General features: G+C 70.7%; 25 protein-coding genes. 14 read left to right on the top strand and 11 right to left on the bottom strand.

Annotated features, from left to right (window positions below; translation table 11 throughout):
* Positions 1-5 precede the first annotated feature (5 nt).
* On the bottom strand, positions 6-572 hold the full coding sequence (locus ACGFIB_RS19470; protein WP_393373623.1) for a TetR/AcrR family transcriptional regulator: 567 nt from the start codon (positions 570-572) through the stop codon (positions 6-8).
* Between the two features lie 115 nt (positions 573-687).
* Between ACGFIB_RS19470 and ACGFIB_RS19465 the strand changes: the two genes are divergently transcribed.
* The 7 genes from ACGFIB_RS19465 (at position 688) to ACGFIB_RS19435 (ending at position 8,284) form a co-directional block, all read left to right on the top strand.
* Positions 688-2,247, top strand: coding sequence for an MFS transporter (locus ACGFIB_RS19465; protein WP_393373621.1), 1,560 nt, complete (start codon positions 688-690; stop codon positions 2,245-2,247).
* A gap of 5 nt (positions 2,248-2,252) precedes the next feature.
* Positions 2,253-2,375 carry a hypothetical protein gene (locus tag ACGFIB_RS19460; protein ID WP_393373618.1) on the top strand — a complete coding sequence of 41 codons (123 nt, stop codon included), beginning with the start codon at positions 2,253-2,255 and terminating at the stop codon, positions 2,373-2,375.
* The gene (locus ACGFIB_RS19455) at positions 2,372-3,115 is read left to right on the top strand and encodes an alpha/beta fold hydrolase (protein ID WP_393373616.1); all 744 of its coding nucleotides are present in this window, start codon (positions 2,372-2,374) and stop codon (positions 3,113-3,115) included. Before ACGFIB_RS19460 ends, ACGFIB_RS19455 begins: the two co-directional genes overlap by 4 nt.
* A 90-nt stretch (positions 3,116-3,205) precedes the next feature.
* Positions 3,206-5,041 carry an ABC transporter ATP-binding protein gene (locus tag ACGFIB_RS19450; protein WP_393373613.1) on the top strand — a complete coding sequence of 612 codons (1,836 nt, stop codon included), beginning with the start codon at positions 3,206-3,208 and terminating at the stop codon, positions 5,039-5,041.
* The gene (locus tag ACGFIB_RS19445; protein WP_393373610.1) at positions 5,038-6,810 is read left to right on the top strand and encodes an ABC transporter ATP-binding protein; all 1,773 of its coding nucleotides are present in this window, start codon (positions 5,038-5,040) and stop codon (positions 6,808-6,810) included. Before ACGFIB_RS19450 ends, ACGFIB_RS19445 begins: the two co-directional genes overlap by 4 nt.
* A 170-nt stretch (positions 6,811-6,980) precedes the next feature.
* Complete coding sequence (locus ACGFIB_RS19440) at positions 6,981-7,583, top strand: helix-turn-helix domain-containing protein (protein WP_393374131.1); 603 nt, start codon at positions 6,981-6,983, stop codon at positions 7,581-7,583.
* On the top strand, positions 7,580-8,284 hold the full coding sequence (locus ACGFIB_RS19435) for a Clp protease N-terminal domain-containing protein (RefSeq protein WP_393373607.1): 705 nt from the start codon (positions 7,580-7,582) through the stop codon (positions 8,282-8,284). Before ACGFIB_RS19440 ends, ACGFIB_RS19435 begins: the two co-directional genes overlap by 4 nt.
* Here ACGFIB_RS19435 and ACGFIB_RS19430 read toward each other — a convergent pair.
* Entirely contained in the window at positions 8,238-8,828 is a 591-nt protein-coding gene (locus ACGFIB_RS19430) for an HAD domain-containing protein (RefSeq protein ID WP_393373606.1), read from the bottom strand. The two genes, ACGFIB_RS19435 and ACGFIB_RS19430, sit on opposite strands and share 47 nt — an antisense overlap.
* A gap of 88 nt (positions 8,829-8,916) precedes the next feature.
* Positions 8,917-9,552, bottom strand: coding sequence for a TetR/AcrR family transcriptional regulator (locus ACGFIB_RS19425; protein WP_357243185.1), 636 nt, complete (start codon positions 9,550-9,552; stop codon positions 8,917-8,919).
* A gap of 90 nt (positions 9,553-9,642) precedes the next feature.
* Between ACGFIB_RS19425 and ACGFIB_RS19420 the strand changes: the two genes are divergently transcribed.
* The gene (locus ACGFIB_RS19420) at positions 9,643-11,112 is read left to right on the top strand and encodes an MDR family MFS transporter (RefSeq protein WP_393373602.1); all 1,470 of its coding nucleotides are present in this window, start codon (positions 9,643-9,645) and stop codon (positions 11,110-11,112) included.
* A 205-nt stretch (positions 11,113-11,317) separates the two neighbouring features.
* Here ACGFIB_RS19420 and ACGFIB_RS19415 read toward each other — a convergent pair whose 3' ends face one another.
* Together ACGFIB_RS19415 and ACGFIB_RS19410 are read right to left on the bottom strand one after the other, a co-directional pair.
* On the bottom strand, positions 11,318-13,378 hold the full coding sequence (locus ACGFIB_RS19415; RefSeq protein ID WP_393373599.1) for a cellulose binding domain-containing protein: 2,061 nt from the start codon (positions 13,376-13,378) through the stop codon (positions 11,318-11,320).
* 156 nt (positions 13,379-13,534) lie between these two features.
* The gene (locus tag ACGFIB_RS19410) at positions 13,535-14,167 is read right to left on the bottom strand and encodes a TetR family transcriptional regulator (protein ID WP_393373596.1); all 633 of its coding nucleotides are present in this window, start codon (positions 14,165-14,167) and stop codon (positions 13,535-13,537) included.
* A gap of 81 nt (positions 14,168-14,248) precedes the next feature.
* On the opposite strand from ACGFIB_RS19410, the gene ACGFIB_RS19405 reads away from it, so the two are divergent.
* The 3 genes from ACGFIB_RS19405 (at position 14,249) to ACGFIB_RS19395 (ending at position 16,250) form a co-directional block, all read left to right on the top strand.
* Positions 14,249-14,521, top strand: a complete 273-nt coding sequence (locus ACGFIB_RS19405) for a hypothetical protein (protein ID WP_393373594.1) — start codon at positions 14,249-14,251, stop codon at positions 14,519-14,521.
* A complete protein-coding gene (locus ACGFIB_RS19400; protein ID WP_357260257.1) occupies positions 14,518-15,477 on the top strand; it encodes a quinone oxidoreductase family protein in 960 nt (319 codons plus the stop codon). The genes ACGFIB_RS19405 and ACGFIB_RS19400 overlap by 4 nt, the downstream gene beginning before the upstream one ends.
* A gap of 491 nt (positions 15,478-15,968) precedes the next feature.
* Positions 15,969-16,250: a hypothetical protein gene (locus ACGFIB_RS19395; RefSeq protein WP_393373591.1), complete on the top strand. Its 282-nt coding sequence runs from the start codon at positions 15,969-15,971 to the stop codon at positions 16,248-16,250.
* A gap of 116 nt (positions 16,251-16,366) precedes the next feature.
* Here ACGFIB_RS19395 and ACGFIB_RS19390 read toward each other — a convergent pair whose 3' ends face one another.
* From ACGFIB_RS19390 to ACGFIB_RS19380, 3 genes are all read right to left on the bottom strand, one after another.
* Positions 16,367-16,822 carry a hypothetical protein gene (locus ACGFIB_RS19390; protein WP_393373588.1) on the bottom strand — a complete coding sequence of 152 codons (456 nt, stop codon included), beginning with the start codon at positions 16,820-16,822 and terminating at the stop codon, positions 16,367-16,369.
* Positions 16,823-17,087: 265 nt separating this feature from the next.
* A complete protein-coding gene (locus ACGFIB_RS19385; protein ID WP_142570967.1) occupies positions 17,088-17,861 on the bottom strand; it encodes an SDR family NAD(P)-dependent oxidoreductase in 774 nt (257 codons plus the stop codon).
* Between the two features lie 58 nt (positions 17,862-17,919).
* Entirely contained in the window at positions 17,920-18,477 is a 558-nt protein-coding gene (locus tag ACGFIB_RS19380) for a MarR family winged helix-turn-helix transcriptional regulator (protein WP_357260266.1), read from the bottom strand.
* 111 nt (positions 18,478-18,588) lie between these two features.
* On the opposite strand from ACGFIB_RS19380, the gene ACGFIB_RS19375 reads away from it, so the two are divergent.
* The 3 genes from ACGFIB_RS19375 to ACGFIB_RS19365 all read left to right on the top strand — a co-directional run bounded on the left by ACGFIB_RS19375 (position 18,589) and on the right by ACGFIB_RS19365 (position 24,385).
* On the top strand, positions 18,589-21,882 hold the full coding sequence (locus ACGFIB_RS19375; protein WP_393373583.1) for an efflux RND transporter permease subunit: 3,294 nt from the start codon (positions 18,589-18,591) through the stop codon (positions 21,880-21,882).
* 272 nt (positions 21,883-22,154) lie between these two features.
* Complete coding sequence (gene purB / locus ACGFIB_RS19370) at positions 22,155-23,582, top strand: adenylosuccinate lyase (RefSeq protein ID WP_393373580.1); 1,428 nt, start codon at positions 22,155-22,157, stop codon at positions 23,580-23,582.
* Between the two features lie 8 nt (positions 23,583-23,590).
* Complete coding sequence (locus tag ACGFIB_RS19365) at positions 23,591-24,385, top strand: GNAT family N-acetyltransferase (protein ID WP_393373577.1); 795 nt, start codon at positions 23,591-23,593, stop codon at positions 24,383-24,385.
* A 51-nt stretch (positions 24,386-24,436) separates the two neighbouring features.
* Here the strand turns inward: ACGFIB_RS19365 and ACGFIB_RS19360 are convergent, their stop codons facing one another.
* The 3 genes from ACGFIB_RS19360 to ACGFIB_RS19350 form a co-directional block, all read right to left on the bottom strand.
* Complete coding sequence (locus tag ACGFIB_RS19360; RefSeq protein ID WP_357243150.1) at positions 24,437-25,189, bottom strand: HAD family hydrolase; 753 nt, start codon at positions 25,187-25,189, stop codon at positions 24,437-24,439.
* 116 nt (positions 25,190-25,305) lie between these two features.
* Entirely contained in the window at positions 25,306-26,064 is a 759-nt protein-coding gene (locus tag ACGFIB_RS19355; protein ID WP_142570974.1) for a MerR family transcriptional regulator, read from the bottom strand.
* A gap of 215 nt (positions 26,065-26,279) precedes the next feature.
* A complete protein-coding gene (locus ACGFIB_RS19350) occupies positions 26,280-26,603 on the bottom strand; it encodes a YciI family protein (protein ID WP_142570976.1) in 324 nt (107 codons plus the stop codon).
* Between the last annotated feature and the right edge of the window lie 129 nt (positions 26,604-26,732).

The raw sequence follows: 26,732 nt of genomic DNA, 5'->3' as shown, positions 1-26,732 counted from the left end.
CGAGGTCACAGCAGCCGGTCGACCAGCCCGTCGATGTAGTCCGGGGTGAGCGGGCCCATGCCGAACAAGACGCGGATGTACATCGGGGCCAGGATGTGGTCCAGCACGCCGAACGCGTCGGGGGCGTGCTCGCCGCGTTCGCGGGCGCGATCGAGCATGGACTGCAGTTGCCGCATGCGTTCGGCGCGGAGGTCGTCACCAGCCTGCCGGCCCTGCTGGCCGTTGCCGGACAGGGCGACGGCCAGGTGCAGCACCGCCGGACCGTCGGGTCCGGTGATCTCGCGGGCCACGTTGGCCGCGTAAGTGCGCAGGTCGCCGGCCAGGCTCCCGGTGTCGGGCATCGGCGACCGTGTGTTGAGGCGGGTGAGCGCCACGTCGGTGAGCAGGGCTTCCAGGCTGCCCCACCGGCGGTAGATGCTGCTGTCGGCGACGCCCGCGCGGACCGCGACCTCGCCGACGGTGAAGTTGCCGTAGCCGTGCTCGCTGATCAGCTCGGTGACGGCCTGGTGCACCTGCGCGCCGACGCGGGCGCTGCGCCCGCCAGGCCGCCGGGCCCGCTGTCGCTCGTCCATGCCATCACCTTAACGCAGTCGCGACTTGCGTTTGTATGGCAATCCACCTTATGGTCTCCTAACGCAGTCTTTGACTGCTTTAGAGCGCTCAGGTGTATCGCCACCCGCGTCAGCCGTGGCCGGGCGCAACTCACGATTGAGAGGAATCCCCATAACCGCATCGCATGCGGCCGTAGGCAGTCGATCGAACCGGGCCGTGCTGCTCACGGTGACCTGCCTAGGCCAATTCATGGTCCTGCTCGACAACACGATCGTTGGAGCGGCGCTGCCCGATATGCAGCACCGGCTGCGCACTCAGCTGACCGGTCTGCAATGGATCGTCGACGCGTACGTACTGCTGGTCGCCATGCTGCTGCTGTCCGGCGGTATCTTCGCCGACCGGTTCGGCCGCAAGCGGGTGTACCTGACCGGCGTGGTGGTGTTCACCGCCGCGTCGGTGCTGTGCAGCCTCGCGCCCTCGGTCGGCTGGCTGGTCGCCGGCCGGGTGCTGCAGGGCATCGGGGCCGCGGCGCTGAGCCCTGCCTCGCTGGCCCTGCTCGCCGCCGCCTATCCCGTGCCGCGAGAACGAATCAAGGCGATCGGGCTGTGGGCCGGATTCAGCGGAATCGGCCTGGCCGCGGGCCCCGTGGCGGGCGGCGTGCTGACAGATGCCTTCGGCTGGTCCGCCATCTTCCTGGTCAACCTGCCCATCGGCGTGGTCCTTCTGCTGGTCGGCCTGCGCCATCTTGAAGAGGCCCGCAATCCGAGCGCCCCCGCAATCGACGTTCCGGGGACGGTGCTGTCCGTTCTGGCGGTGGGGGCGCTGACCTACGGGTTGATCGAGGGTGGTGCCCGCGGCTGGACGTCGCCGGTGATCCTGGGCGGCTTCGCCGCCGCGGTGATCCTCTTCGCCGCCTTCGTCGCCGTCGAAGCGCGTTGTTCGGCACCGATGCTGCCGCTGCGGCTGTTCCGGCAGCGGCTGTTCACCGTGTCCAACACCGCCATGATCGTGGTGGGGTTCGCGCTCATGGGCTCGTCGTTCTTCTTCTCCCAGTTCTTCGTGTACGTCCAGGACAGCTCGATCCTGCGCGCCGGCCTGCAGACCCTCCCCGCCTCCCTCGCCATGGTGATCGTCAGCCCGTTCGCGGGCCGGCTCGCCGCCCGGTACGGCTTCCGAATCGTGGTCACCACCGGCCTGGCCCTGGCCGGCCTGGGACTGCTGGCACTCGGCATGGTGCACGCCGACACCGGCTACGGGAACGTGTGGTGGCGGCTGGGAATCGTCGGCATCGGCTTCGCCCTGACCATGTCCCCGCTGACAGGCGCCGCCATCGAAGCGGTCAGTCCGCAGGAAGGCGGCCTCGCCTCTGGCATCAGCAGCACGACCCGGCAGATCGGCGCGGTGCTCGGCGTGGCGGTACTCGGAGCCATCGTCCGCACCCGGCAATCCGGCGGCGCGTCCTTCGAGGCAGGCATCGACAGCGCCTTCGTCGCGGCCGGCGCCATCACGTTGGCCACCGCCGTGTTCACCGGCCTGTGGCTGGCGAGGTCCAAGCCCGCGGAAGGCTCCGCGGCGCCGCAACGTTCCACCGATCCAGATGCGATCACCACATCGAACGAGGCATCCCTCAGGGCCGGAACCCCGGCCGACATCGAACGCATCGCCGCCGAGCACGAACAGGAGAAGTCCCGTTGAACCACGTGACCCAGGTATCCATCGAAGAGCGCACGGTGGCCGGCCGCGCGGAAGCCCCCGAACCGGTCAAGAGCCTCCCCACCCCGGGGGCCGTCCTGGTCGCCCTCGGCGCGTTGGAGGTCCGGTGACGGTCTGGCACGAGGAGCGGGGCTCCGGTGAGCCCGTCGTCCTGTTGCACGCCGGCGTCGCCGACTCGGGCATGTGGGATCCCCAGTGGGAGCCGCTGGGGGAGCGGTTCCGCCTCATCCGGCTCGACTTCCGGGGACACGGGCACACGCCGTGCGCGTCCGAGGGGCCGTACTCGGACGCCGGCGACGTCGCGGATCTGCTCGCGGCGCTCGGGCTGCGCCGGGTCCGACTCGTCGGATCGTCGTACGGCGGGCGGGTCGCGCTGGAGCTCGCGACCGGTCATCCCGATCTCGTCTCGCGGCTCGTGCTGCTGAACGCGGGCTGTGGCCTGCCGGCGACCCCCGACCTTGAGGCGTTCGGGGGAGAGGAGGACCGGCTGATCGAGGCGGGCGACGTCGGGGGAGCGGTGGACCTCAACGTCCGCACGTGGCTGGGTCCCGAGGCGGACGCGCCGACCAGGGCGCGGCTGGCGGCGATGCAGCGGCACGCGTTCGAGGTGCAACTGGCCGCCGATCCGCTGCCTGAGCGGCGGAGGGAGCCGATCGATCTGACGGTGGTCACCGCGTCCACGCTGGTGGTCACGGGCGGCCACGACCTGCCGTACTTCCGGGAGAGCGGGCGTCACATGGCGGAGGCGCTGCCGGATGCGACGCTGCTCGATCTCGACTGGGCCGGCCACCTGCCGAGCCTGGAGCGCCCCGCCGAGGTCGCCCGGCTGCTGGCCGGGTTCCTTTTTTAATCTACTTTGTAAAGGCGCCCGCTTGCTGCAAAATATAGAGATCGCCGCGATATCCGCGAAAAGCCAGCAAACAAGGCCGGGGGAGCAGGCATGACCGCGCGTACGAGTCGGCTGCCGTCTCCGGCGACGAGGTGGGTGATGCCCGCCCTGGTCGGATACTCCTTCTCCGTGGCACCGGCCTTGACCACCCTGACCGCGGTCTTGGCCGTCCTCGCCGGCGCGGCCCCGGTCGGCATCACCATTGGGATCGGTGAGCTGGTGGACGGGCTCACCTCGGCGATCGGCCAAGGGCTGGGCACCCCGGCGGCGCGGGAGTGCTATCGCTGGGTCGTCCTCATCGTCATGCTGTTCTTCCTCACTCATATCACCGAGTCTGCGCGGACGGCTCTGGGGCGGGCACTCGGCCGCCGGGTCACCGGCCGGCTCAGCGAGCGAGTGATGATGGCCGCCTCCGGGCCGGCGACCATCGGCCACCTCGAGGATCCGGCCTACCTCGGCCGGATCGAGCGCGCCCGGGGCAACGGGACCATCGACATGCCGCCCGGGGAAGCGATCTTCGGCTTCTCCACCAGGGCCTCGCTGTGGGTGAGCAGCATCGGCTCCGCGGCTTTGCTCACCCGTGTCACCTGGGGGCTGGGGCTCATCGTCTTCGCCGTCTTCGTCGTGATCCACTTCCGGCTGGTCCGGAACTACCGGATCGCTGTCATCGAGACCGTGAGTCAGACGACGAAACTGCGCCGTACGTCCTACTTGCGGGACGTGCCGACCACGCCGGGTGTGGCCCGGGAGGTCCGTCTCTTCGGCCTCGCGGCTTTTTTCCGCGATGCCTACCAGGCGGAGTGGCGCGTGAACATGATGGAGGTCTGGCAACGGCGGCGTGAGCATCGCTTGTTCGTCGTCATTGTGGTCGTGGTCACCGGCGTCACGGTCGCCTCGGTTTTCTACTACCTGGGATACCGGGCGGCAACCGGAGGTTCGACGGTGGGTGATCTGGCGCTCGGCGGCCTTGCCGTCCGGGCACTCCTCCAGGTGCTCCGGGCGGACGAGGACGACCTCCGCATCGGCTTCGGCTCGAAGGCGGCCGCCGAGGCGTTCGCTTTTCCGGTCGTGGCGACGCCGGTCGGGCCGGACACCGATCCCTGGTCGGCGCCGGTCGCGACCATCTCCTGCGAGGATCTGCGCTTCCGCTACGGTGGCGCCTCCGGCGAGGTGCTCCACGGCATCGACCTCGCCATTCCCGCGGGTCAGTCGCTCGCCATCGTCGGTCTCAACGGGGCCGGCAAGACCACGCTGGCCCGGCTCATCGCCGGCCTGGACGCTCCGAGCGGGGGTTGCGTGCGCGTCGGTGCGACCCCGATCGAGGACGCCAATCGCCAGAGCTGGCAGCGTCAGGTGGTCGCCGTCTTCCAGGACTTCGGCCGCTATGAGCTGACTGTGCGGGACAACATCGCCTTCGGTTCCCTGGCCCATGCGGACGACGAGGAGGGCCTGCGGGCTGTGGCGCGCCAGGCCGGGCTCCTGAAGATCATCGAGGGACTCCCAAAGGGCTGGGACACGGTGATGTCCAGTGGCTTCGACGGCGGGGTCGACGCGTCGGGCGGCGAGTGGCAGCGCATCGCCATCGCCCGGGCACTGTTCGGTCTGCGGCACGGCGCACGGCTGCTGATCATGGACGAGCCGGCCGCGAGCCTTGACGCCCGCGCCGAGGCCCAGCTCTACGACACGTTCCACGAGCTCACCGCGGGCGCCACCACCATCGCGATCTCGCATCGGTTCGCGACCGTGCGCAAGGCGGAGCGGGTGGTCGTGCTCGATAACGGCCAGATCGTCGAGGATGGCACGCATGAGGATCTGATCACCGCCGACGGCCGGTACGCCGAGCTGTTCCGCCTGCAGGCGAAGCGTTTCGAGGAGACACCGTCTTGATCAGCGCCCTGCGTTTTGTTCTCACGACCGGACCCCGCATCGACTGGGTCCGGTCCTTGCTCGTGGTGGCGGTGGCGATTCTCGAACAGGTCACCGGGGTCGGCCTCGCAGTGCTGCTCGGACTGTTCAGCGAGGTGGCGAGCCGGCATTCGATCAGCGGTGCGGGGACACTCGCGCTGTGCGTGGCGATCTTCGTGATGCTCACCCAGGGCACCTTCATCGCCGGCTATTTCACCCGCCTTCGCCTGCAGGAGGAGATCCAGAACGAAGTCGAGCGCCAATTCATCGACGTCGTCGGCACCACGCCGACGCTGGAGATCCACGAGCGTTCGAGCCGCTCGGAAAAGGCGGCGGCGGTCCGTGGTGCGCGGGGCGACATCGGGCCGGCCTTCGACCGGCTGCTGTGGCTGGCCGGAGCCGCGCTGGCCCTGATCGCCTCGGCCGTCCTGATGGCCTCGGTCGTTCCCATCCTCGCCGTACTGCCGCTTTTCGCCGTCCCCGCGGTGCTGGCCACCCAGGCGGCGGACAAGAAGCGCGGTCGGGCCGTGCAGTGCGCTACGCCTCGGACCCGGCTGGCCGGTCATCTGTTCACGCTCGCCACCACGGCCGCACCCGGGCGCGAGACCCGCCTTTTCGGACTGGCGAGCGAGCTGCGGCGCAGGCACCGCGAGGAGTGGGACTCCGCAGGCCAGGACATCGCCCGGACCGATCGACGGACCCGGGTGCCGGTCGCGCTGGCTTGGCTGTTCTTCGTGCTGGCGTACGCGACCGCAATCGTCCTGATGGTGCGGGCCGGCCTGGCCGGGGACGCCTCGCTCGGCCTCGTCGTCGCCGCCATCGCCGTCGCGAGCCAGATCACTGGGCAGGTGCAGAGCTCGTTGACCTTGACCTTCTGGACGCTGGAGTCGCTTCGGGCAGCCCGGGCGTTCCTCGACGTCGTGGAGGACGGCGCAGTGGAGCGGGCGGCCGTCGTGCCGAGCACGCCGGTGACGGTGCCGGCCCGGCTGGACGGCGGCATCAAGGTGGAGGGTCTCAGCTTCCAGTACTGGAACCGCGATCAGCCTTCACTGAACGACATCGACCTCGAACTCCCGGCCGGCGCCGTGGTGGCCCTGGTCGGCGAGAACGGCGCGGGGAAGTCGACGCTCGTCAAGATGCTCAGCGGTCTCTACCGGCCGAGCGCAGGGCGCGTCCTGGTGGACGGGGCCGATCTCACGCAGTTCGCGCCGGAGGACTGGCGCGCCCGGATCACGGCGGCCTTCCAGGATCCGGTACACATCGAGATGTCCCTGAAGGACACGATCGGACTGGGCTGGCTCGAGCATCGCGACGACCCGGAGCGGATCCTCGAGGCGCTGCGGACGGCCGGCGGCGACAAGCTTCTCGCTTCGCTGCCCGAGGGCCTGGAGACCCGGCTCGGGCGAGAATCGTGGGACGGCAAGGGGCTGTCGGGGGGCCAGTGGCAGACGGTGGCCAACGCCCGGGCGGCGATGCGGCAGGCGCCGCTGCTGAGGGTCCTGGACGAGCCCTCCGCCAGTCTCGACGCACGGGCCGAGGAGTGGCTGTTCCAGCGGTACTCCGACTTGAGCCGCCTGGAGGGCGGGGTGACCATCCTCGTCACGCATCGTTTCACCACCGCCCGGGCGGCTGATCTCATCGTGGTTCTGGACGGCGGCCGGGTCGTCGAGGCCGGCACTCACGACAGGCTGAGTGAGGCCGATGGGCTTTACGCGGAGTTGTTCCGCCTGCAGGCCCGGTACTTCGTCTGAGCCCGTAGTCGAAGGTTGTGTGTGTAACACGCCCGGTTGGAGGGGCGTACCACCGCGAAGACCTCGACATAAGGACCGTTTATGAGAGGAGCGCGTAACGCACGGGAGGTCCGCGAAGGTATCCGTGTTTGGGGCAGGCAGAAATCGGCGATCGGCGCGACGATGGGCTGGTGGTCAACAAAGGAGCGAACGATCTCGGCGGCTTTCTGCGTAGTCGACGCGAACGCCTGACGCCAGACGCTGCGGGTATCGAGCCCTGCGCTACTCGTCGGCGAGTCCCGGGGGCTGCGCAGGGAAGAGCTGGCCGAACTTGCCGGGTCAGTATCGGCTACTGCACGCGCCTGGAGCAGGGGGCCAGTGGCAGCGCTTCTGATGCTGTCATCGACGCGCTGGCCGCGGCGTTGCAGCTCTCTCCGGCTGAGCACGAACATCTGCGGATCCTTGCTGCTCCGCGACGCCCGACTCGTCCTCGTGCCCGTAGAAGCAAGCTGAGGCCCTCAGTGCGTGAACTGCTCGCCGCCATGCCTGGAACACCGGCGATCGTGATCGATCACCGTGCCGACGTCCTCGCGTGGAACCGCCTCGGACACGCGCCTCCGGTGATGTTAGGCGGTGCCTGGCCTGGTTCGATATTCCTGCTCTGCGGCGCCGGCCCCGACCGCTCTGGCCGGCGCCGCGGTATTCCGGGACCCCAGGCGCAGCCGTGTGCACCGGGAGTGTCCGTCAACTACAGGTTGACGATCGAGAATCGTCAATCTACGGTTGACGCATGAGCCCACTCAACGTCAGTCTCGCCGACCTGATCGCCCGTCTCGACGAGGAATTCCGCGACGCCGACCACCTGTCCCGCATCTCCGAGGCGCATCTGCGTGCCCAGACCCTGTCCGACCTCGGTGACCAGCTCATCGACCACTACGTCCGCAAGGCCAGGCAGGCCGGCGCGTCGTGGAGCGAGGTCGGCGACGCCATCGGGGTGTCCAAACAGGCCGCCCAGCAACGCCACGCGCCCAACGTGTTCGAACGGTTCACCGACCTGAACCGGCACAGCATCGTGCTGGCGCAGGAGGCCGCCCGGACGCACAAGCACGACTTCATCGGCACCGAACACATCCTGCTCGGCCTGCTCGGCGAGCCGCGGGGCCTGGCGTACGAGGTGCTGGTGGCGAAGACCGAGTCGGAGCAACGTATCCGTGACGCGATCGAGGAAGCGATGCCGCCGGCCGGGCAGAAGGCGCTGCGGGGTCACATCGCGTTCCGGCCGGAGAGCAAGGAGGCCATCGAGCAGGCATCGCGCGCGGCGGCCGATCTCGATCACGACTGGGTCGGCACGGAACACACGCTGCTGGGCTTGATCCGCGTCGAGGAGAGCCTGTCCGCGCAGATCCTGCGCAACCTCGGTTTCGCGTCGGACGAGCTGCACGAGACCGTCAAGACCGAGATCGCCAAGCGGTCCGCCAGGCACGACACGCAGTAAGGGGGGCCACGGCCGCGAGGGCGGCGTCCGCGGCAGAGCGGGGAGCTTCGGTCATCGAGGTGGAGACGAAGTCCTCGATAGCGTCCATGTGTTCGGGCTGCAGACCTCTGCTGGGTAACGGCGCGATCAGCAGGGCCCGGCCGCCCTTTGTCAGTTCGTCGTGGACCGGCCCGCTGGTGGGCACTTCGACGTCGTCGGTCCAGATGAGCCCCCGCCCGTGCGCCAGGACCTGCCGTGCGGCGGCGAGTTTGGCCGTCGCGGCGGCGGTGCTGGACAGTTGCTCGGACCAGGCGCGGGTCAGGCGGGGCAGAGCGAAGAGCCGTTCCATCTGGTCGGCGTCGGCGCACCAGGTGCTGCACCAGCGGATTTCGACACCGCCCGTCCGGTGCAGAGCGCGGATGCGGTCGAGCAGAGCCGGTGCCCACCGTATGCGGTAGGCGTCGCTGCCGGAGTAGGCGGTGCCGCTGCGCGGGGCGCCTCCCCAGCCGGGCCGGGAGGCGTTGATCACGCCGTCGACGTCGAGCAACCACACCGGCCGGTTCATCGGCCGGCATGCCTGGCGTGCGCGCGACAAGGGGTTGCGATGTTCATGCGCCGACTCCTGTGGGCCGCGGAGTGAGGTGGCGGTGCGGTCAGACGGCTCCCGCCTGACCCGGCCCATAGTGGTGGCTGAGAACGAGGGGCAGGAAGAGCTCGTCGACGATCGATCGGATGCGGGCGGGCTTCAGGGGCTCGAGGTCCATGAGCAGGTCGTGGCGCACCAGGTCGAACGGCATGGCGAGCACCGCGGGAGGGATCCGTTCCAGGTCGATCTCGCCGCGGTCATGGGCACGCTGGTAGATGGCCCGAACGCGTGGAAGCCGCTGGTCGCCGATGATCCTGTCGCGCACCTGGGTGGGGGTGAGCCCGGTGTCGGCCAGCAGCCCCGAGAAGGCGGTGGCTGCGGCGATGGCGGAGAAGCCGGCGCGTGCCTCGCCCATGCCGGTCAGCGCGGCGAGGAGGTCGCCGCGCAGTGTGCCGGTGTCGGGGAGGTCGACCGGGTGGCTGTTGCGATAGTGCTCCAGCGCGGCGAGCACGAGCTGGTCCTTGTTGGCCCAGCGGCGGTAGAGCACGGCGATACCGGTGCCGGCCCGGGACGCGACGGACTCCATGGTCAGCTTCGCGAAGCCGGCCTCGACCAGCTCGTCCCAGGCCGCGTCCAGCAACGCGGCCACAAGCTCGGGCCCGCGTCGGCGCTGGCGAGAGGGCTCGGTGCCAGATGTGGTCACGACCCCATCATAAGGAAGGTTTGCATTCCCTAGCAAAGGCACCCTACTCTCATAAGAGATGGATTCCACTCTTAATGTGAGGGCGGGGCGATGACAGAGACCACCGAGGCGAAGCTGTCGCCGCAGGTGAAGAACGCGCTGACCGCGCTGATCGTGGGCGGGATCGCGGCGATCCTCGACTCGACGATGGTCACGCTGGCGATCCACACGCTCGCGGTGAAGCTGCACTCGACCGCCGACACGATCCAGTGGGTCACCACCGGTTTCCTGCTGGCGATGGCCGTCGCGATCCCGGTCACCGGGTGGGCGGAACGCCGCTGGGGCGGCAGGCGGGCGTGGATGGCCGCGCTGGTGCTGTTCATGCTCGCCTCGGTGCTGTGCGCGGCGGCGTGGAACGACGCCGGCTTGATCGGGTTCCGGGCGCTGCAGGGCTTCTCGGCCGGGCTGATCTTCCCGCTGATGCAGACGCTCGCGGTGAGAGCCGCGGGCGGACGTGTCAGCAGCCGGCTGATGGCGGCCGTCAGCCTGCCGATCGCGCTTGGTCCGATCCTCGGCCCGGTGATCGGCGGCGTGATCCTCAACTGGCTGAACTGGCGCTGGCTGTTCCTCGTCAACGTGCCGGTGATCGCCGCCGGGCTGCTGCTGGCGTGGCGGTTCCTGCCCGCCGACCGTCCCGGCTCCTCCGCCGGGCGCGGGCGCCTGGACTGGATCGGCCTGGTGCTGCTCGCGCCGGCGCTGACGGGGATCCTGCTCGGCCTCTCGCAGCTGTCGGAGCATGGCGGGATCGGCCACGCCGGGGTGCTGGTGCCGCTGTCGGCCGGGGTCGTCCTGCTGGGCGCGTTCATCGCCTGGGCCTCCCGGCCCGGCGAGCGCGAGCCGATCGTCGACGTGCGGCTGCTGCGCGTGCGCTCGCTCGGCAGCGCGTCCGCGGTCCTGTTCACCGCCGGCGCGGCGATGTACGCGGGCATGTTCCTGCTGCCGCTGTACTACCAGCAGCTGCGGGGCGACAGCGTGCTGGACGCCGGGCTGCTGATGATCCCGCAGGGCGTGGGCGCGCTCGCCTCGCGCTTCCTGATCGGCAGGGTGGTCGACCGGTTCGGGGCGCGAGCCGTGACGATCGCCGGCTTCCTGCTCGCCGCCGTCGCCACCGTCCCGTTCGCGCTCGCCGGGCCGGACACGAGCCTGTGGTGGCTGGGAGCCGTGCTGCTGGTTCGCGGTCTGGGGATCGGGGCGGTGCTGATCCCGCCGATGTCCATCGCCTACCAGGACATCCAACCGGCGGGCATCCCGCACGCCACCATGAACACCCGCATCGTCCAGCAGGTGGGCGCCTCGTTCGGCACGGCGATCGTGGCCGTCGTCCTGCAGTCGCTCCTCGGCCAGAGCGCCACCGGCGCATTCCAGGGCGCGTTCTGGTGGGCGGCCGGCATCGCCGTCGCCGCGGTCATCCCCGCCGTCGTTCTCCCGGCCGGCAAGCCGACGGGCCGCGGACCGGCTGCCTCACGGTCGCGTCATGTCGGGCGGGCGGCGTCCGCCGCCGTGGACGCTCGGGCAGGTTGAGGTGCACGAGGCGGACGCCGTGCCGGCGATCCGCGAACGGTACTCCGTGGCCGGCGCGAACGTTGTCGAACGCGCCGGCTGACGGCGGCGGTGCCGGTCGGCGGCCGGTCGGCGGGCCGGCGTTACGAGCCGCGCGCCACGCGGGGGAGTCGCGGCGCGCTCCAGGTCAACCCGGGGATCATCGAGTGCGGCTCATTGGGCCGGCTCATTGGGCGGTGCAGAGGGTGCCGTTCAGGGTGAAGGCGGTCGGCAGGATGTTGGGGCCGCTGTAGGCGCCGACGAAGCCGATGGAGGTGCTCGCGCCGGGTGCGAGCTTGCCGTTGTCCGGGGTGCTGGTGACGTTCACCGCGGTCCCGTTCTGCGTCCAGTTGGCGCTCCATCCGCTGCTGACGGTCTGCCATCCGGTGGGCCAGATGAAGTGGAGCGTCCAGCCGTCGACGGCGGCCGTTCCGGTGTTGGTGACGTCCACGGTGGCGACGAACCCGTTGCCCCAGTCGCTGGTGTCCGTCAGGCGTACCGCGCAGGAGCTCTCGTCGGGGGTGCCGGTGGTGAAGGTGAGCGGCGCGGAGGCCCAGGAGACGCGGCCGGCGGTGTCGCGGGCGATGACGTTGACCGTGTAGCGGGTGCCGGGGACGAGGTTGCGGACCGTGAAGGAGGTGCCGGGGGTCTCGCCGAGTTGTTCGGTGACGGCGCCGTTCTGGCGGTGGATCTCGTACTTGGCGACGGGGCTCGCGCCGGGGGCGGCTGTGGGCCAGGAGATGGTGGCGGTCTTGTCGGTGACGCCGCTCGCGGTGGGCTGTCCGGGGGCCGCGGGGGCGCCCGTGGTGGTGGTGGCCGGGTGCAGCACCAGCGTGGTCAGCGAGTACGGCGGGAGGGTCTGGGTGGTGGCGGTGCCGGCGTGGCCGGTGCTGACCGAGGTGGCGCCGTTGGTGAGGGTCTGCACGGTGGGCGCCTCGGCGGCGGGGGTGAACCCGGCGTAGCCGATCTCCACCTGGTGTTCGCCGTCCGGGTCGCGGTTGATCAGCAGGACGGCGAGGTCGCCGTTGGGGCGGCGGGCGGCGTGCGCGACGACCAGCGGCTCGTCGGTGGCCGCGCGGACGAACCGGTCGCCGGGGCGGGCGAACGCGCTGACCATGGTGAGCGCGTGGTAGGGGGCGAAGGGCGTGTTGAGCGGGGGTTCGCAGGTGTCGCCCGAGCAGGTGCCGCTGGACAGCATGCCGAAGTCGCCGTAGTCGGTGTGGCCGGCGACGGTGCTGATGGTGCCGGCGCCGTTGTGGACGTTCCACCAGTCGACGGTGAACACGCCCTGTTCCATGAAACCGGCGTAGGCGTCGGCGGCGAACAGTGCGCCGGGCTGGGTGTTCGGCGCGATCCCGCTGTTGATCTCGGTGACCGCGATGCCGATGTCGCCGGCGCGGGCGCCGGCATGCTTGGCGATCTGCTTGCGGACCATGTAGATCATGTCGGGGATGTGGGCGGTCTTGGTGAGGACGTCGGCCACGTCGTTGTACGGGGGATACCAGTGCAGGATGACGAAGTCGATCTTCGAGGCGGCGATCGACAGGACGGTGTCGTTCCAGGTGGCCTGGTCGCCGGCGGCGACGATGCCGTCGGGCCAGTTGGCGGGGGTGGTGAGCACCGCACCGATCTTGATGGTGGGGTCGACGGCCTTCATGGCGTCGGAGTACTGCACGAGGTTCCTGGCGTACTCGGCCGGGCTCTTGTCGGCGTGGTCGTCGGCCTCCCAGTCGGCGCCGTAGTGGCCGTTGCCGTAGTTCTCGTTGCCGATCTCCCAGTACTTCACGCCGTACTTCTTGGTGACGTTGGCGTACTCGACCCAGTCGGCGGCCTCCTGGGCGGTGCCGGTGCCGTAGTTGGCGATGACGATCGGCTGGGCGCCGGTGCGCTTGGCTCCGCTGATGAAGGTGTCGAAGTCGGTGTCGGGGGCGACGTAGCCGCCGGGCGCGGTGTGGGTCTTCCAGTGGTAGATGTCGCTGTACGACCCACCCGGGTAGCGCAGCATCTTCACGCCGGCGGCCTTGAGGAGGTCGGCGGTCTCGTTCGTGCCGAGGTTGCTGTCCCAGATCGCGTGGTTGGTGCCGACGGCGGTGTCGGACGCGGCGGCCAGGCCCGCGCGGGTGTTGACGGTGACGTTGACGGGCGCGGTGTCGGCGGTCGCGGCGGGTACGCCGGTGAGGACCTGGGCGGCCACCGCTGCGCCCGTGAGGAGTGCGATGGCCGGCCTGGCGATGCGCAGGGTGCTCATTACGTCCCTTTTCTGGAGGATCTTGCCCGTGCGATCGTGATCAGGACGTACTGAAACGGTCAAGCGGAAGGCCCCCGGAGGGGCCCTGAGCTGCGGCGGAGTTAGGCGGGTCGTGCAACTTTCACGCGGAACGCCGCAGCGTGCCGGGCCGGGTGGTCAGGATGTGGGGCCGGACTGCGCCGCAGGACTATGGATGATCTGTTCCAGGCAGTCGCGGAACAGATCGTCGACGGTGCGGCCGGGCTTGAAGTACTCGGTCACGCCGGCCATCACGGTGGGGTACGCCGCGGCGTACGCGGCCATGTCGAAGCCGTCGAGGGCGTCGGCGTCGGGGCGGCCGGCCTGTTCCTCCAGGACGTAGCCGATGGTGAAGCGCAGCACCGTCAACACGATCAGGCGAGCCTGCCGCAGGGCGATGCCCCGCCCGACCAGTGTGCTCATCGCCAGTTCGGAGATGGCGGCCATCTTGAGGGACAGCTGGGAGACCGCGATGATCCGGGCTCCGTCCGGGTGGGCCAGCAGCGCGCGGCGCAGCCGCCCGGCCAGGCCGATCAGCCATTCGTGCCAGCGCTCCTCCGGCGCGGGCGGCTCCAGCTCGGGGAACTGCTGCTCGAGAATCGCCTCGGCGATCGCGGTGACCAGCGCGGCCTTGTTCGGGAAGTGCCAGTAAAGGGTCGGCGACTGTACGCCGAGCCGGGCGGCCAGTCTGCGCGTGGTCACGCCGTCGAGGCCTTCCGCGTCCAGTAGCGCGACCGCCTCGGTGACGATCCGCCGCTTGTCCAGAGCCAATTCCGGCACCTCCCTTGCGCACTCTAGCAGTGATAGGGTTCCCTATCGGTGATAGAGAAACGCGTGCCAGAGGAGGCAACGATGAGACACCGGCACTCGCTCCGCGACCTGCTGCACCGCGCGACCCACCGCATTCCAGGTGTTCCCGCGCACGCCGGGCAGCTGGCCGGGCACTCGGCCGGGCATCAGGGCCAGGCCCGCCACGCTCAGGGGTGGCAGGACTCCCTCACGCACCACCGTCCGCACCGCCGCTCGCACCATCACGGGTTCAACCACTCTCCGGCCCGTCCGCCTCGCGTCCTGACCGCGTGGCAGACGCGGATCGCCCGCCTGTTCGGACAGGAACTGGGATGAAGGCAGCCGTGCTTCACGAGGCCGGCGGCATCCCGCGCTATGAGGACTTCCCCGATCCGGTGGCCGCCGACGGAGAGGTGATCATCGACGTCAAGGCGGTCGCCGTCGAGAACGTCGACAAGGCGATCGCGGCCGGCACGCACTATGCCAGTGAGAAGTACATCGGCCGGTTCCCGGTGATCCCTGCCTTCGACGGCGTCGGCGCCCTCCCGGACGGCACGCTCGTCGGGTTCGGCGGCATCCGCCTGCCCTACGGCGCGCTCGCCGAGAAGACCGTGGTGCCCCAGGGCTCCTACGTGCCGATCCCCGAGGGCGTCGACCCGGCCGTGGCGAGCGTGATGGCCTCGGCGGTCACCGCGATGTCGATGAAGGCGGCCGCGGGGTTCGTTCCCGGGGAGACGGTGCTGGTGCTGGGCGCCACCGGGGTTGCCGGGCGGCTCGCGGTCAAGGTGGCCCGGCTGCTGGGCGCCGGCCGGATCGTCGCCACCGGCCGTGACGACGACCAGTTGCGCGAGGTGCAGGCCATCGGGGCCGACGCGGTGATCAACACCGCGGTCTCCGACGAGGCGCTGGCGCAGGCCTACCTCGACGCCAGGGGGGACGGCTACGACGTCGTCCTCGACTACCTGTGGGGCAGGCCCAGCGAGATCCTGCTGCGCGCGCTGGTGCCGCGGTCGTTCGCGTTTGGCAAGCCGACCCGCGTGGTCCAGATCGGCGAGTCGGCCGGCGCCGAACTCACCCTCGCCGCGTCGAGCCTGCGTACTTCGGGCGTGGAGATCTACGGCGCGGCCAAGGGGCTCGACCCGCGGACCATGGAGGAGGCGTACCAGCGGATTGTGACGTGGACGCGGTCCGGCGAGCTCACCTTCGACATGGAGAAGGTCCCGCTGAGCGACATCGAGACCGCCTGGCAGCGAACCGACCTCAAAGGCAGGCGACTCGTCGTGATGCCGTGACCGGCCCCGTCCACGTGCAGGCCAGCGGTGATCAGCGGAACCGTCCCGGGAGGCGCACTCTGACGAACGGGCTTCGCCTTACTGGACGGGGTGACTGGATGAACCGTCCACGCCGGTGGCGCGTCCCTCAGGTATGAAGAGATCGCGCTTGGCCGTCGTCGCGGTGCTCGTGTCGTTGTGCGCCTGCGGCCAGTCTGGTGCTGGTCCGATGTCCGCTGCGGCCGGGACCGAGACGATCGTGTTGTCCCGGGCCGATCAGCCCACAGTGCACCGGCCCACTCTGGAGGGGCTCGAGCGAGAGGCGGCGTCGTCGGGCCGGCCCCTGGAGGAGCTGGTCAAGCGGTACGCGACCCGGGTGGATCGATCAACTCAACGCGGAGTTCCCCGACGAGATCTCCGGCGTCGGGTACGTCGACGACCAGCGGGGGCTGCGCGTCGGCTTCAAGGGTCCCATCCCGGCTCGCGCGATCGAGCTGGCCAGGACCCTCCCCTTGGAAGTCACCCTGATCGGGGGCAAGGGATTCTCGGCCGCGGAGCTCCGGCGGGCCCAGGACACGGTCGTCTCCTGGCTCCGATCCCGTTCCGAGGTGGCCACGATGACGGCCCGCCCGGATGACGAGACCGGCCACATCAAGGTCGTCGTTCAGCCGAAGGTGATGCCGGACGATGCGGACGAGTTCACGCGCGGGCTTCAGCTCCCGCGGCTGGACAACCCGTACATCACCGTCGAGGTCACGCTCTCCGCCGAGTCGATGGCCGTTCTGCCAGGGTGAGGGCTGGCGCCGCAGGCGTCAGGCGGCGCGGGGGAGCGGCCCCGGACGGCGGGCCCCGGACCGCGGCGAGCCGGGGGTGCTCGCCGAAGGCCTCTCGCGGTTGTGGTCCCGTTGCGTCACGACCCGTGGCGGGCCGGCAGGTTCTGCCCGACCCAGCAGTTGTCCGGCTGGGATCCGCAGAAGGCGGACTGCACCTCGAACACGCCGTGGTCGGTGACGGCCTGCTGCGCCTTCCCCTGGACGAAGGTGGGGCTGACGACACCGGTCAGGTTCTGATTGAAGCGGCCCGCGCCGGACTGCCCCTGACCGCCGCCCGCACGCCCTCCTTTGATGGTCTGACCGCCGCCCGCGCGCCCTCTTCTGATCATCTGGCCGTCTCCGCCCGGGCGGGGGTTGCGGAGGGCGGTGAGCCCCTCGCGCGGGTGATGCGGGGCGAGGCGGGCGATCGCGGGCTGCGCGACCGCTATTCCCGCCCCGGCGATCACGAGCGCGGCCATGGCCAGCCGCCGGAACGAGAGGCCCAACGCGGGGACCTTGGTGTCGCGCGGGTCGCGCGCGCGGGAGCGGGACATCTCGGTGTGCGCCTTCCTGTTCCTGCCCCGGGGTTCGCTGTCGCTCGTCCGGTTCCAGCCGGGACGTGCCCCTCATACCCGGGCCCGGAACTCCGTAGCTGCGGCGCGAGGCCAAGCGGTGATCAGCTGTCGTCCATGGCGCCGGAAACCCGCAGGTGGACCGATCGGCGCGGTGGTGTCGCGACGTACGACCGCCGGATCAGCCGGACACGCTCGACCGCGCTGTCGGGTGGGGCCGCCGGGTCGCGGACGAGCGGCGCCGCCGCTAGTGGACGCTGAAGCCGCCGTCGACGCAGATGGCCTGGCCGGTGACGTACGACGAGGCGTCGGAGGCGAGGAAGACGGCCACGCCGCGGAAGTCGCCGGGGACGCCGTTGCGCCCGCTCATGGACCGGGCGGCCAGTTGCTCCACCCGTCCGGGGACGGCTTGGGCGGCCGCGGTCAGCGGGGTCAGGATGAAGCCGGGAATGATCGTGTTGCTGGTGACCCCGTGTGCCGACCACGCCTCGGCCTGCGAGCGGGTCAGGCCGCAGACGGCGGCCTTGGACGCACCGTAGGCGCCGCTGTCGCCGAAGGCGCTGATCGACTGCTGGGAGCCGATGTTGATGATCCGCCCCCGGCCCCGGCCGGCCATGCGCGGGCCGAAGTGCTGCCCGAGCAGGAACGGCGCGGTGAGGTTGACGGCGATGGTCTGGTCGTAGTCGTCGACGGTCAGCTCGGCCATGGGCTTTCGGATGTTGTTGGCGGCGTCGTTGACGAGGATGTCGATGTCGCCGAAGAAGTCCTCCGCCTCCTCGCACACGCGGGCGACGTCGGCGCGGTCGCCGAGGTCGGCGCTGATCGCGGCCGCGCGCACGCCGTGGCCGTGGAGCCTGCCGACGGCCTCGGCGAGTTCCTTGCGCCGCCGGGCGACCAGGACCACGGCCGCCCCGGCGCGTCCGAGTGCCTCGGCGACGGCGTATCCGATGCCGGAGCTGCCTCCGGTGACCAGGGCGACCCGGCCGGTGAGGGAGAAGAGTTCCTCGATGTAGATCGGCATATCGCCGGAAGCTAGCAGCAGGCCGGGGCGGGCCCGGCGGACGGGTCGGGCAGGCGGGTCAGGCGTCTTCGGCGTCTTCGGCGTGAATCTCGCGCATCACGTCCTCGATCTTGCGCATCACCGTCTCCATGGTGCGCAGGGTCTCGGTGTCGAGGCGCCGCAGGAGGCGGATGTAGCCGCCGGTGCCGGCTTCGATGATCTCGCTGGTGAGTCGCCGTCCGGCCTCGGTGAGCTCGACGCGGCGTACGCGGCGGTCGTGGGGGTCTTCGTGACGGCCTGCCAGGCCCTGGGCGACCACGCGGTCGACGATGCCGGTGACGGTGGCCAGGCCGACGCCGAGGTGGCGGGCGAGTTCCTGTCCGGAGGCGGGCCCGGCGAACGACAGGAACATGACGACCTTGAGTTGCTGCATGGTGAGCGTGGAGGCCAGCAGCGGCATCGAGCGGTCGCGGGCGAAGAAGCGGCCTACGCTGCGCTGTAGCTCCGCGAGGTGGGCGATGAGGCACCCGCGCTCGGGGTCCTCCCCGGCCTCCCTGAGGGTGGCGGGGTCTTTCTGCGGGCGGGGGGCGGCCGCCGCGCCGGCTGTGGCGCGGCACTCGGCTGGGCTGTCGTTCACTGTCACCTCTCGGGTCAAGAGGTTACCAGCCGTTAATACGACAGCGGAATGTTCGGACAAGGCGAAGTGTTAGGCTTGGGCAAATACTTTCCCCCGATGTCAGGAGCTCGGATGACCTCCTTGGCCAGGCTGAGCCTTGCCAACCGCACTCTCGTGATCATGATCACCCTGGTGCTCGCGGGTCTCGGCTTGTTCGCGATCCCCTCGCTGAAGCAACAGCTTTTCCCGTCGCTGGAGTTCCCGGCGGCGTTCACGGTGGCGAGTTATCCGGGTGCCGCTCCTGAGATCGTGGAGGAGCAGGTCACCAAACCGATCGAGAGCGCGTTCCAGGGTATCGCCGGCGTCACCGACATCACCTCCACCTCGCGTGAGGGGATGGCCCAGGTGCAGGTGGCCTATGACTACGGCACCGACATCGACCAGATGATCGCGAAGATGCAGCAGGCCGTGAGCCGGATCAAGACGCAGCTTCCGGCCGACGTCGATCCGCAGGTGGTCGCGGGCAGCACCGACGACATCCCGGTGATGGCGCTCGCGGTGGGCGACGGCGGCGACCAGCACGCCATGGCCGACAAGATCGAGAAGATCATGGTGCCGGAGCTGCAGTCGATCGAGGGAGTCCGGGACGTCGCGGTCAGCGGCGCCCGTGAGGAACAGGTCGTCATCACCCCCGACCAGGGCAGGCTCGCCGCGCGGGGGCTGTCGGCCGCGGCCATCCCCGACCTGCTGCGCGCCAACGGGGTGTCCATCCCCGCCGGCACGCTCAGCGAGGACGGCAAGTCGCTGACCGTGCAGATCGGCGACCCGGTGCGTACGGTCAAGGACCTCGAGAACCTCTACCTCGCCCCCGCCGTCCCCGCCGCGGGCCAAGGTACGACAGCGGGCCAGGGCGCCGCGGCCGGAGCGCGCGGCGGCGCGAGCGCAGGACAGGCCACAGGACAGACCGCCGGGCAGGGTGCTCAGGCCGCTGGGCAGGGCGCGGCGCAGCCGCGGACCCCCGTGGCCCGGCCGAAGCCGGTCAAGCTCAGTGACGTGGCCGACATCAAGGTCGAGGACACCTCCGCGACCACGCTCACTCGCACCAACGGCACCCCGAGCCTCGGCGTGTCGATCACGATGGTGCCCGACGGCAACGCCGTGCAGATCTCCCACGACGTGAACGACGCCCTGCCGGACCTGACCCGCGCCCTCGGCGACAGCGCCGAGCTGACCGTGGTGTTCGACCAGGCGCCGTACGTCGAGCGGTCCATCGAGGACCTCACCACCGAGGGTCTGCTGGGCCTGGCGTTCGCCGTGCTCGTGATCCTGGTGTTCCTGCTGTCGGTCCGCTCGACCCTGGTCACGGCCGTGTCGATCCCGCTGTCGGTGGTGATCGCGCTGATCGCGCTGTGGATCGGCGACTACTCGCTGAACCTGCTGACGCTGGGGGCGCTGACGATCGCCGTGGGCCGGGTGGTCGACGACTCGATCGTGGTGCTGGAGAACATCAAGCGCCATCTCGCCTACGGCGAGGAGAAGCGGCGGGCGATCCTCGGCGCGGTGCGCGAGGTGTCCGGCGCGGTGACCGCCTCGACGCTCACGACGGTCGCGGTGTTCCTGCCGATCGCCTTCGTCGGCGGGATGGTGGGGCAGCTGTTCAGCCCGTTCGCGATCACGGTGACCGTGGCGTTGCTGGCGTCGCTGCTGGTGGCGCTGACCGTCATCCCGGTGCTGGCCTACTGGTTCCTCAAGGCGCCGGCGCTCACGCCGCAGGAGGCGCAGGCCGTGCGCGAGGACGCCGAGCGCAAGGAGCTGCGCAGCCCGCTGCAGCGGGTCTATCTGCCGGTGCTGCGGTTCGCGACGCGGCGGCGGCTGGTCACGCTGCTGATCGGGGTGGTGGTGTTCGCCGCCACGATGGCGCTGGCGCCCAACCTCAAGACGAACTTCCTCGACAACTCGGGCAACGACACCACGCAGATCAGCCAGCGGATGCCGGCCGGGACCGACCTGGCGACCACCGACGCGGCGGCCAAGAAGGTCGAGACGGTGCTGGCGGCCGACGGCGGCGTGGAGTCCTACCAGGTGACGGTCGGCGGCGGGAACCGCTTCCTCGGCGGGGTGGGCGGCGGCTCGGACCACGCGTCGTTCTCCATCACGCTGAAGCAGGGCGTGGAGACCTCCGCACTGGAGGACCGGCTGCGAGACAGGCTGAAGGGCCTGACGGGAATCGGCGACATCACGGTCGGCGGCAGCGGCGGCGGCGGGTTCAACTCCAACCAGGTGCAGGTCATCGTGCAGGGCTCGGACCAGGCCGCGCTGAAGACGGCCGCCACCACGGTGCGCGACGCCATGGCCGGGATCGGCGGGCTGCGGGACGTCGCCTCCAACCTCGAAGACAGCGTCCCGAGGGTCGAGGTGCACGTGGACCGGGAGAAGGCCGCCGCCCGGGGCCTGACCGAGGCCGGGATCGGGCAGCTGGTCGCGCAGGCGTTCCGCGGCGCGCCGGTCGGCTCGATCGACGTCGACGGCCGCTCCAGCGACGTGATCCTGCGCGCCGGCGGTGATGCGCCCGAGGACATCGCGGCGATCAGGAAGCTCGCGATTCCGACGGCGACGGGCATGGTGAAGCTGGGCGACGTCGCCGACGTGGTGCAGGCCGACGGGCCGACCCAGATCACCCGCCAGGACGGCGACCGCACCGCGACGGTGTCGGGCACCGCCGAGGCGTCCGACCTCGGTGCGATCACCACGAAGGTCACCGACACGCTGAAGACGCTGACGCTGCCGGCCGGGGTGACGTACAAGATCGGCGGTGCGAGTTCCCAGCAGCAGGACGCGTTCGCCGACCTGGGGCTGGCCATGCTGCTCGCGGTGGCGATCGTCTTCATGATCATGGTGGCGACGTTCCGCAGCCTGATGCAGCCGCTGATCCTGCTGGTGTCGATCCCGTTCGCGGCGACCGGCGCGATCGGGCTGCTGCTGGCCACCGACACGGCGCTCGGCGTGCCCGCGCTGATCGGCATGCTGATGCTGATCGGCATCGTCGTCACCAACGCGATCGTGCTGATCGACCTGATCAACCAGTATCGCGAGAAGGGGCTGGGCGTGGTCGAGGCGGTCATGGAGGGCGGCCGGCGACGGCTTCGCCCGATCCTGATGACCGCGATCGCGACGATCTGCGCGCTCACCCCGATGGCGCTGGGCGTGACCGGTTCGGGCGGGTTCATCTCCCAGCCGCTGGCCATCGTCGTGATCGGCGGCCTGATCTCTTCAACGCTGCTCACGCTGGTGCTGGTGCCGACCCTCTACACGATGGTGGAGCGCCTGAAGGAGCGCATGCGCCGTACGCCGGAGCAGCCCGCATCGGGCGGCGGCGACGGTGACCTGACCGTGTACGGCAAGGAGGCCCTCGAACCGGCCAAGTGAGCCAGCCGCAATGAGCCCACCGCAATGAGCCCACCGCGGAGATGAACCGCGAACAGTCCTTCGTGAAGAGGTCTTCGCGAAGGACTGTTCGCGGTCCCGGGCGGCCGAGCCTGCCCGGTGAGGGCCGTCAAGTGAGGGCGTTGGGTGAGGGCGTCAGGTGAGGCGGCGCCGGTGCCCGCCGCGGCTTGCGCCCCTCACCCGTGCCCGCCGCGCCCGCCGTGCCCGGCACCTGCGGACAACGGGAGGGAACGGGCTCAATAGACTGAGCCAACGTGAATGCCAAGCCGCGTATCCCGAATGTCCTGGCCGCCCGTTACGCTTCGCCGGAGCTGGCCCGTCTGTGGTCTCCCGAGCACAAGGTGGTGCTGGAACGCAGGCTCTGGATCGCCGTGCTCAGGGCCCAGGCCGACCTCGGGATCGAGGTGCCCGAGCAGGCGATCGCCGACTACGAGAAGGTGGCCGAGCAGGTCGACCTGGCCTCCATCGCCGAGCGGGAGAAGGTCACGCGGCACGACGTGAAGGCCCGCATCGAGGAGTTCAACGCCCTGGCCGGGCACGAGCACGTCCACAAGGGCATGACCTCCCGCGACCTGACCGAGAACGTCGAGCAGTTGCAGATCCGCGACAGCCTGCTGCTGGTGCGCGCCAGGGTCGTGGCGCTGCTGGCCCGGCTGGGCCGCCTGGCCGCCGAGCACTCCTCGACCGTCATGGCGGGGCGCTCGCACAACGTCGCCGCGCAGGCGACCACGCTCGGCAAGCGCTTCGCGACCGCCGCCGACGAGCTGCTGGTGGCCTACGAGCGGCTGGAGGACCTGCTGGAGCGCTACCCGCTGCGCGGGATCAAGGGCCCGGTCGGCACCGCGCAGGACATGCTCGACCTGCTCGGCGGCGATGAGCGGCTGGCCGAGCTGGAGGACCGCGTCGCCGCGCACCTGGGGTTCGCCCGCCGCTTCACCAGCGTCGGCCAGGTCTACCCCCGCTCGCTGGACTACGACGTGCTGACCGCGCTGGTGCAGCTGGCCGCCGCCCCGTCCTCCCTGGCCAAGACCATCCGCCTGATGGCCGGGCACGAGCTGGTCACCGAGGGCTTCAAGGAAGGCCAGGTCGGCTCGTCGGCGATGCCGCACAAGATGAACACCCGCTCCTGCGAGCGCGTCAACGGCCTCACCGTGATCCTGCGCGGGTACGCCTCGATGGGCGGGGAGCTCGCCGGCGACCAGTGGAACGAGGGTGACGTGTCCTGCTCGGTGGTGCGCCGGGTCGCCCTGCCCGACGCGTTCTTCGCCTTCGACGGCCTGGCGGAGACCATGCTGACCGTGCTGGACGAGTTCGGAGCGTTCCCGGCGGTCATCGAGGCCGAGCTGGGCCGCTACCTGCCGTTCCTCGCCACGACCAAGATGCTCATGGCGGCCGTACGGGCCGGGGTCGGCCGCGAGACCGCCCACGAGATCATCAAGGAGCACGCGGTCGCCTCGGCGCTGGCCATGCGGTCGCGCGGCGTGGGCAACGAGCTGCTCGACCGGCTGGCCGCCGACGAGCGTTTCCCGCTCGGCCGGGCCGAGCTCGACGCGCTGCTGGCCGACCGGGCCTCCTTCGCGGGCGCGGCCGCCGGCCAGGTGACGGCCGTGACCGCGCGGGTCGGCGAGATCACCGCACGCCATCCCGGCGACGCCGCCTACGTCCCGGGCGCGATCCTCTAGGGACACGCGTGCGTGAGCTGGTCAGCGAGGCCGAGGTCGTCGCCGCCTCGGGCGACGACGACCTCGTGGTGTGGGCGGCGCAGGGCATGCGGCCCGGCGTACGCGCCTGGGCCTACGGGGACGCGGTGGCGGTGGCCAGCCCCGCGGCGTCCCGGCGCGACCGCCTCGTGGTGCGGGGCACAGCCGGGGGCACGGCCGCCCGGCTCGTCCCGCTTGTGCGGCACGCCCTGGCCGAGGCCGGGCCGTCGTACCGGCCTCTCGGCGACGCCGCGCTGATCGAACAGGTCGTCGCGGCCGTGCCGGAGCTGGAGCCGGCGGCCGGCTTCTCCTGGATGGGCACCGAGAAACTCGCCCCGCCCCGTCAAGAGGTGACAGGCCCAGAGGTGACAGGCGCTGAGAGGGCGTATCGGGAGGGGACGGCCTCGTGGCTGGCGGACTCCGCCGCCCCGGAGGTGGCAGCGCTTCTCGCCGCCGCCAACCCCGGCTCCTACGCCGTGCCGGGCCTGCCGCGCGTACGCCGCTGGGCCGGCGTCCGCGACGACGGATCGGGCGCCTTGCTGGCGGTCGCGGCCGACGCGTGGTCCGCGCCGACGGTGGGCCTGCTCGCCGGCGTCGCGACCGCCGCACCGGCGCGGGGACGGGGGCTGGGGGAGCGGGTGTGCAGGTTCGTGGCGTCCGCGCTGCTCGCGGAGCACGGCCGCGCGGCGCTGATGGTGGACGACTCGAACCGGGCGGCCGTCGTCGTCTACGAACGGCTCGGCTTCGCCCGCCGCCGGGTCGCCGCCACCGGCCTACGCGCCTGAGCCTTGGGCAGTTCAGGGACGCGGTTCAGGGACGCGGTTCAGGGCCGCGCTTCAGGCAGCGCGGGACCGGGCGGCGCGGGACGGGCCGAGCAGGCGCGGGCTCAGCGCGGCCAGCACATCGGGCAGGTCGCGCAGGGTGGTGATCCTCGTCACGGCGGGGGAGGAGGCGCCGGGCTCGGCGCGGTAGCGGTCGAGCCACACCCCGCGCATCCCCGCCCGGGTGGGCGCGACCGCGTCGAGCAGGAGGTTGTCGCCGACCATGAGCACCTCCTGCGGGCGCAGGCCGAGCTTCGCCGCCGCCTCGTGGTAGCACTGCGGGGCGGGCTTGAACGCACCGAGCGTGTCGGGCGTCAGCACCACCTCCATGCGGTCCATCAGCCCGATGCGGCGAAGCTTGGCCTCCTGCTGCACGGCCACCCCGTTGGTGAGCACGCCCAGCACGGGGGCGTCGTCGAGGGCCGCCAGCGCCTCCAGCGTCTCGGGCACGTCGGCGAAGGCGGCCCAGGCCGACTCGTAGTGGGTCAGGAAGCCGGCGAAGGCCGCGTCCGGGTCCGGCGGCTCGGGCAGCCCGAGCCGCCGGCAGAACTCGCGCAGCCGCCGGCGCCGCTGCTCGGCCAGCGAGCACTCCCCGGACTGCCACGCGGGCACGTGCTTGTCCTCCAGGTCGAGCCACAGCGCGGGTGTCTCCGGCAGCAGCTCGTGACCGGGGCAGACCGACTCGGTCCAGCGGGTCGCGGCGTGCGCGACCGCCCGGCGATGATCGAAGAGGGTCTCGTCGAGGTCGAACAGAATGGCCCTGATCACGAGTCCCCATCTTGACTGGGCCGTGTTTCCAACGCGTTTCCCGGCTGTGAAGCCCCCAGAGACACCCGGCGCGCCTGGTCGTTCCAATGCAGGGACGGCAGGCGCCGGCTCTACCGTCAGGCGTGCGGCGCCGCGTTGGCGTGGATCGCGTCGCGGACGTAGCGGCTCAGCCCCTCGGCGACCCGCTCGTAGTTCGCCGCGAAACGCGGATCGGCCACGTACATCTCCCCGAGACCCTTGTGGATCTCGTACGTGCAGTCGTAGAACCAGCGGGTGATGTGCGCGCGGTGCCGTTCGGCCACGCCCATCGCCCGCTCGCCGTCCGCGGGCGCCCCCTCGGCGAAAGCCGCCGCGAACGCCTCCAGCACCTCTCCGGCCTCCGCCGTGACGGCCCGCCAGTCGTCCTTGGTGTAGCGGGCCGTCCGGCGGCGGCTCTGCTCGAACGCGTCGCTGCCGCCCCAGCGTTCCTCCGCCTCTTCGGCGTACTGCTCGGGATCGACGTCGCCGAACACCTCGAACCGCTCCTGCGGCGTGAGGGAAATCCCCATCTTCCTGGCCTCCATCGCACGTTCGACCGCCGCCGCCATCGCCTCCAGGCGCCCGATCCTGCGCCGCAGCAACTCGTGCTGGCGGCGCAGGTGGGTCACCGGGTCCACGCCCGGATCGTCGAGGATGACGGCGATCTCCTCCAAGGAGAACCCGAGCTCCCGGTAGAACAGCACCTGCTGCAGCCGGTCGAGGTCCGGGTCGCTGTAGCGCCGGTATCCGGCAGCCGACCGCTCGCTGGGCCGCAGCAGCCCGATCGCGTCGTAGTGGTGCAGCGAGCGCACCGTGATCCCCGCGAAGCGGGCGGCCTGGCCGACCGAGTAGCCCATGGGCTCTCCTCCCTTCCGAGGTCCAAGCCTGCGGCCTCCCGTTACGTGAGGGTCAACCGATTACGCCCGTACGCCCCTTGCGGCCCGACGGCGGCGCGATGGTTGCCCGATGGTGGCCGGCCGGCGGTACCTTGCGGGGTCAGACGGCGACCGGGCGGCCACCGCCCGCGCCCACTCGTCGTGGTGGGCCCGGGTGATCGCCTCCTCGGCGTCGCTCACTGGAACGGCCGCACCTCGATCTTCCGATCGCAGACCTTCGACGCCTCGGCGGCGAGCTTGAGCGCCACATCCAGATCGGGGGCCTCCCACACCCAGACACCGGCGAGGTACTCCTTCGACTCCACGAAAGGCCCGTCGCTGAACACCGCCTGCTCGCCCCGGTTGTCGATCACCGTGGCCGCGTCGGTGTCCGCGAGCCCGCCCGCGAAAACCCAGTAGCCCTCGGCGATCAGTCGCTCGTTGAACGCGCTGATGGCAGGCTGCCTGTCCGTGCTGCCGGGATTGCTCTTGTCGTCGATCACGGAAACCAGGTACCGCATCTGAAGGTCGCCTCCTGAGGTGTCGGGACAGCATGAGTTCGACAGGATGGTTCGACAGCATTGTTCGGTGGGCAGGGCCTTCAGGCCGTGGCATATCGCGGGCGCCCATCCGGCCGGTAGACCCGGCAC

It is taken from the genome of Microbispora bryophytorum, from assembly GCF_043197435.1.
Taxonomy (GTDB): domain Bacteria; phylum Actinomycetota; class Actinomycetes; order Streptosporangiales; family Streptosporangiaceae; genus Microbispora; species Microbispora bryophytorum.
This window is presented reverse-complemented; position numbering and strand designations above follow the sequence as displayed.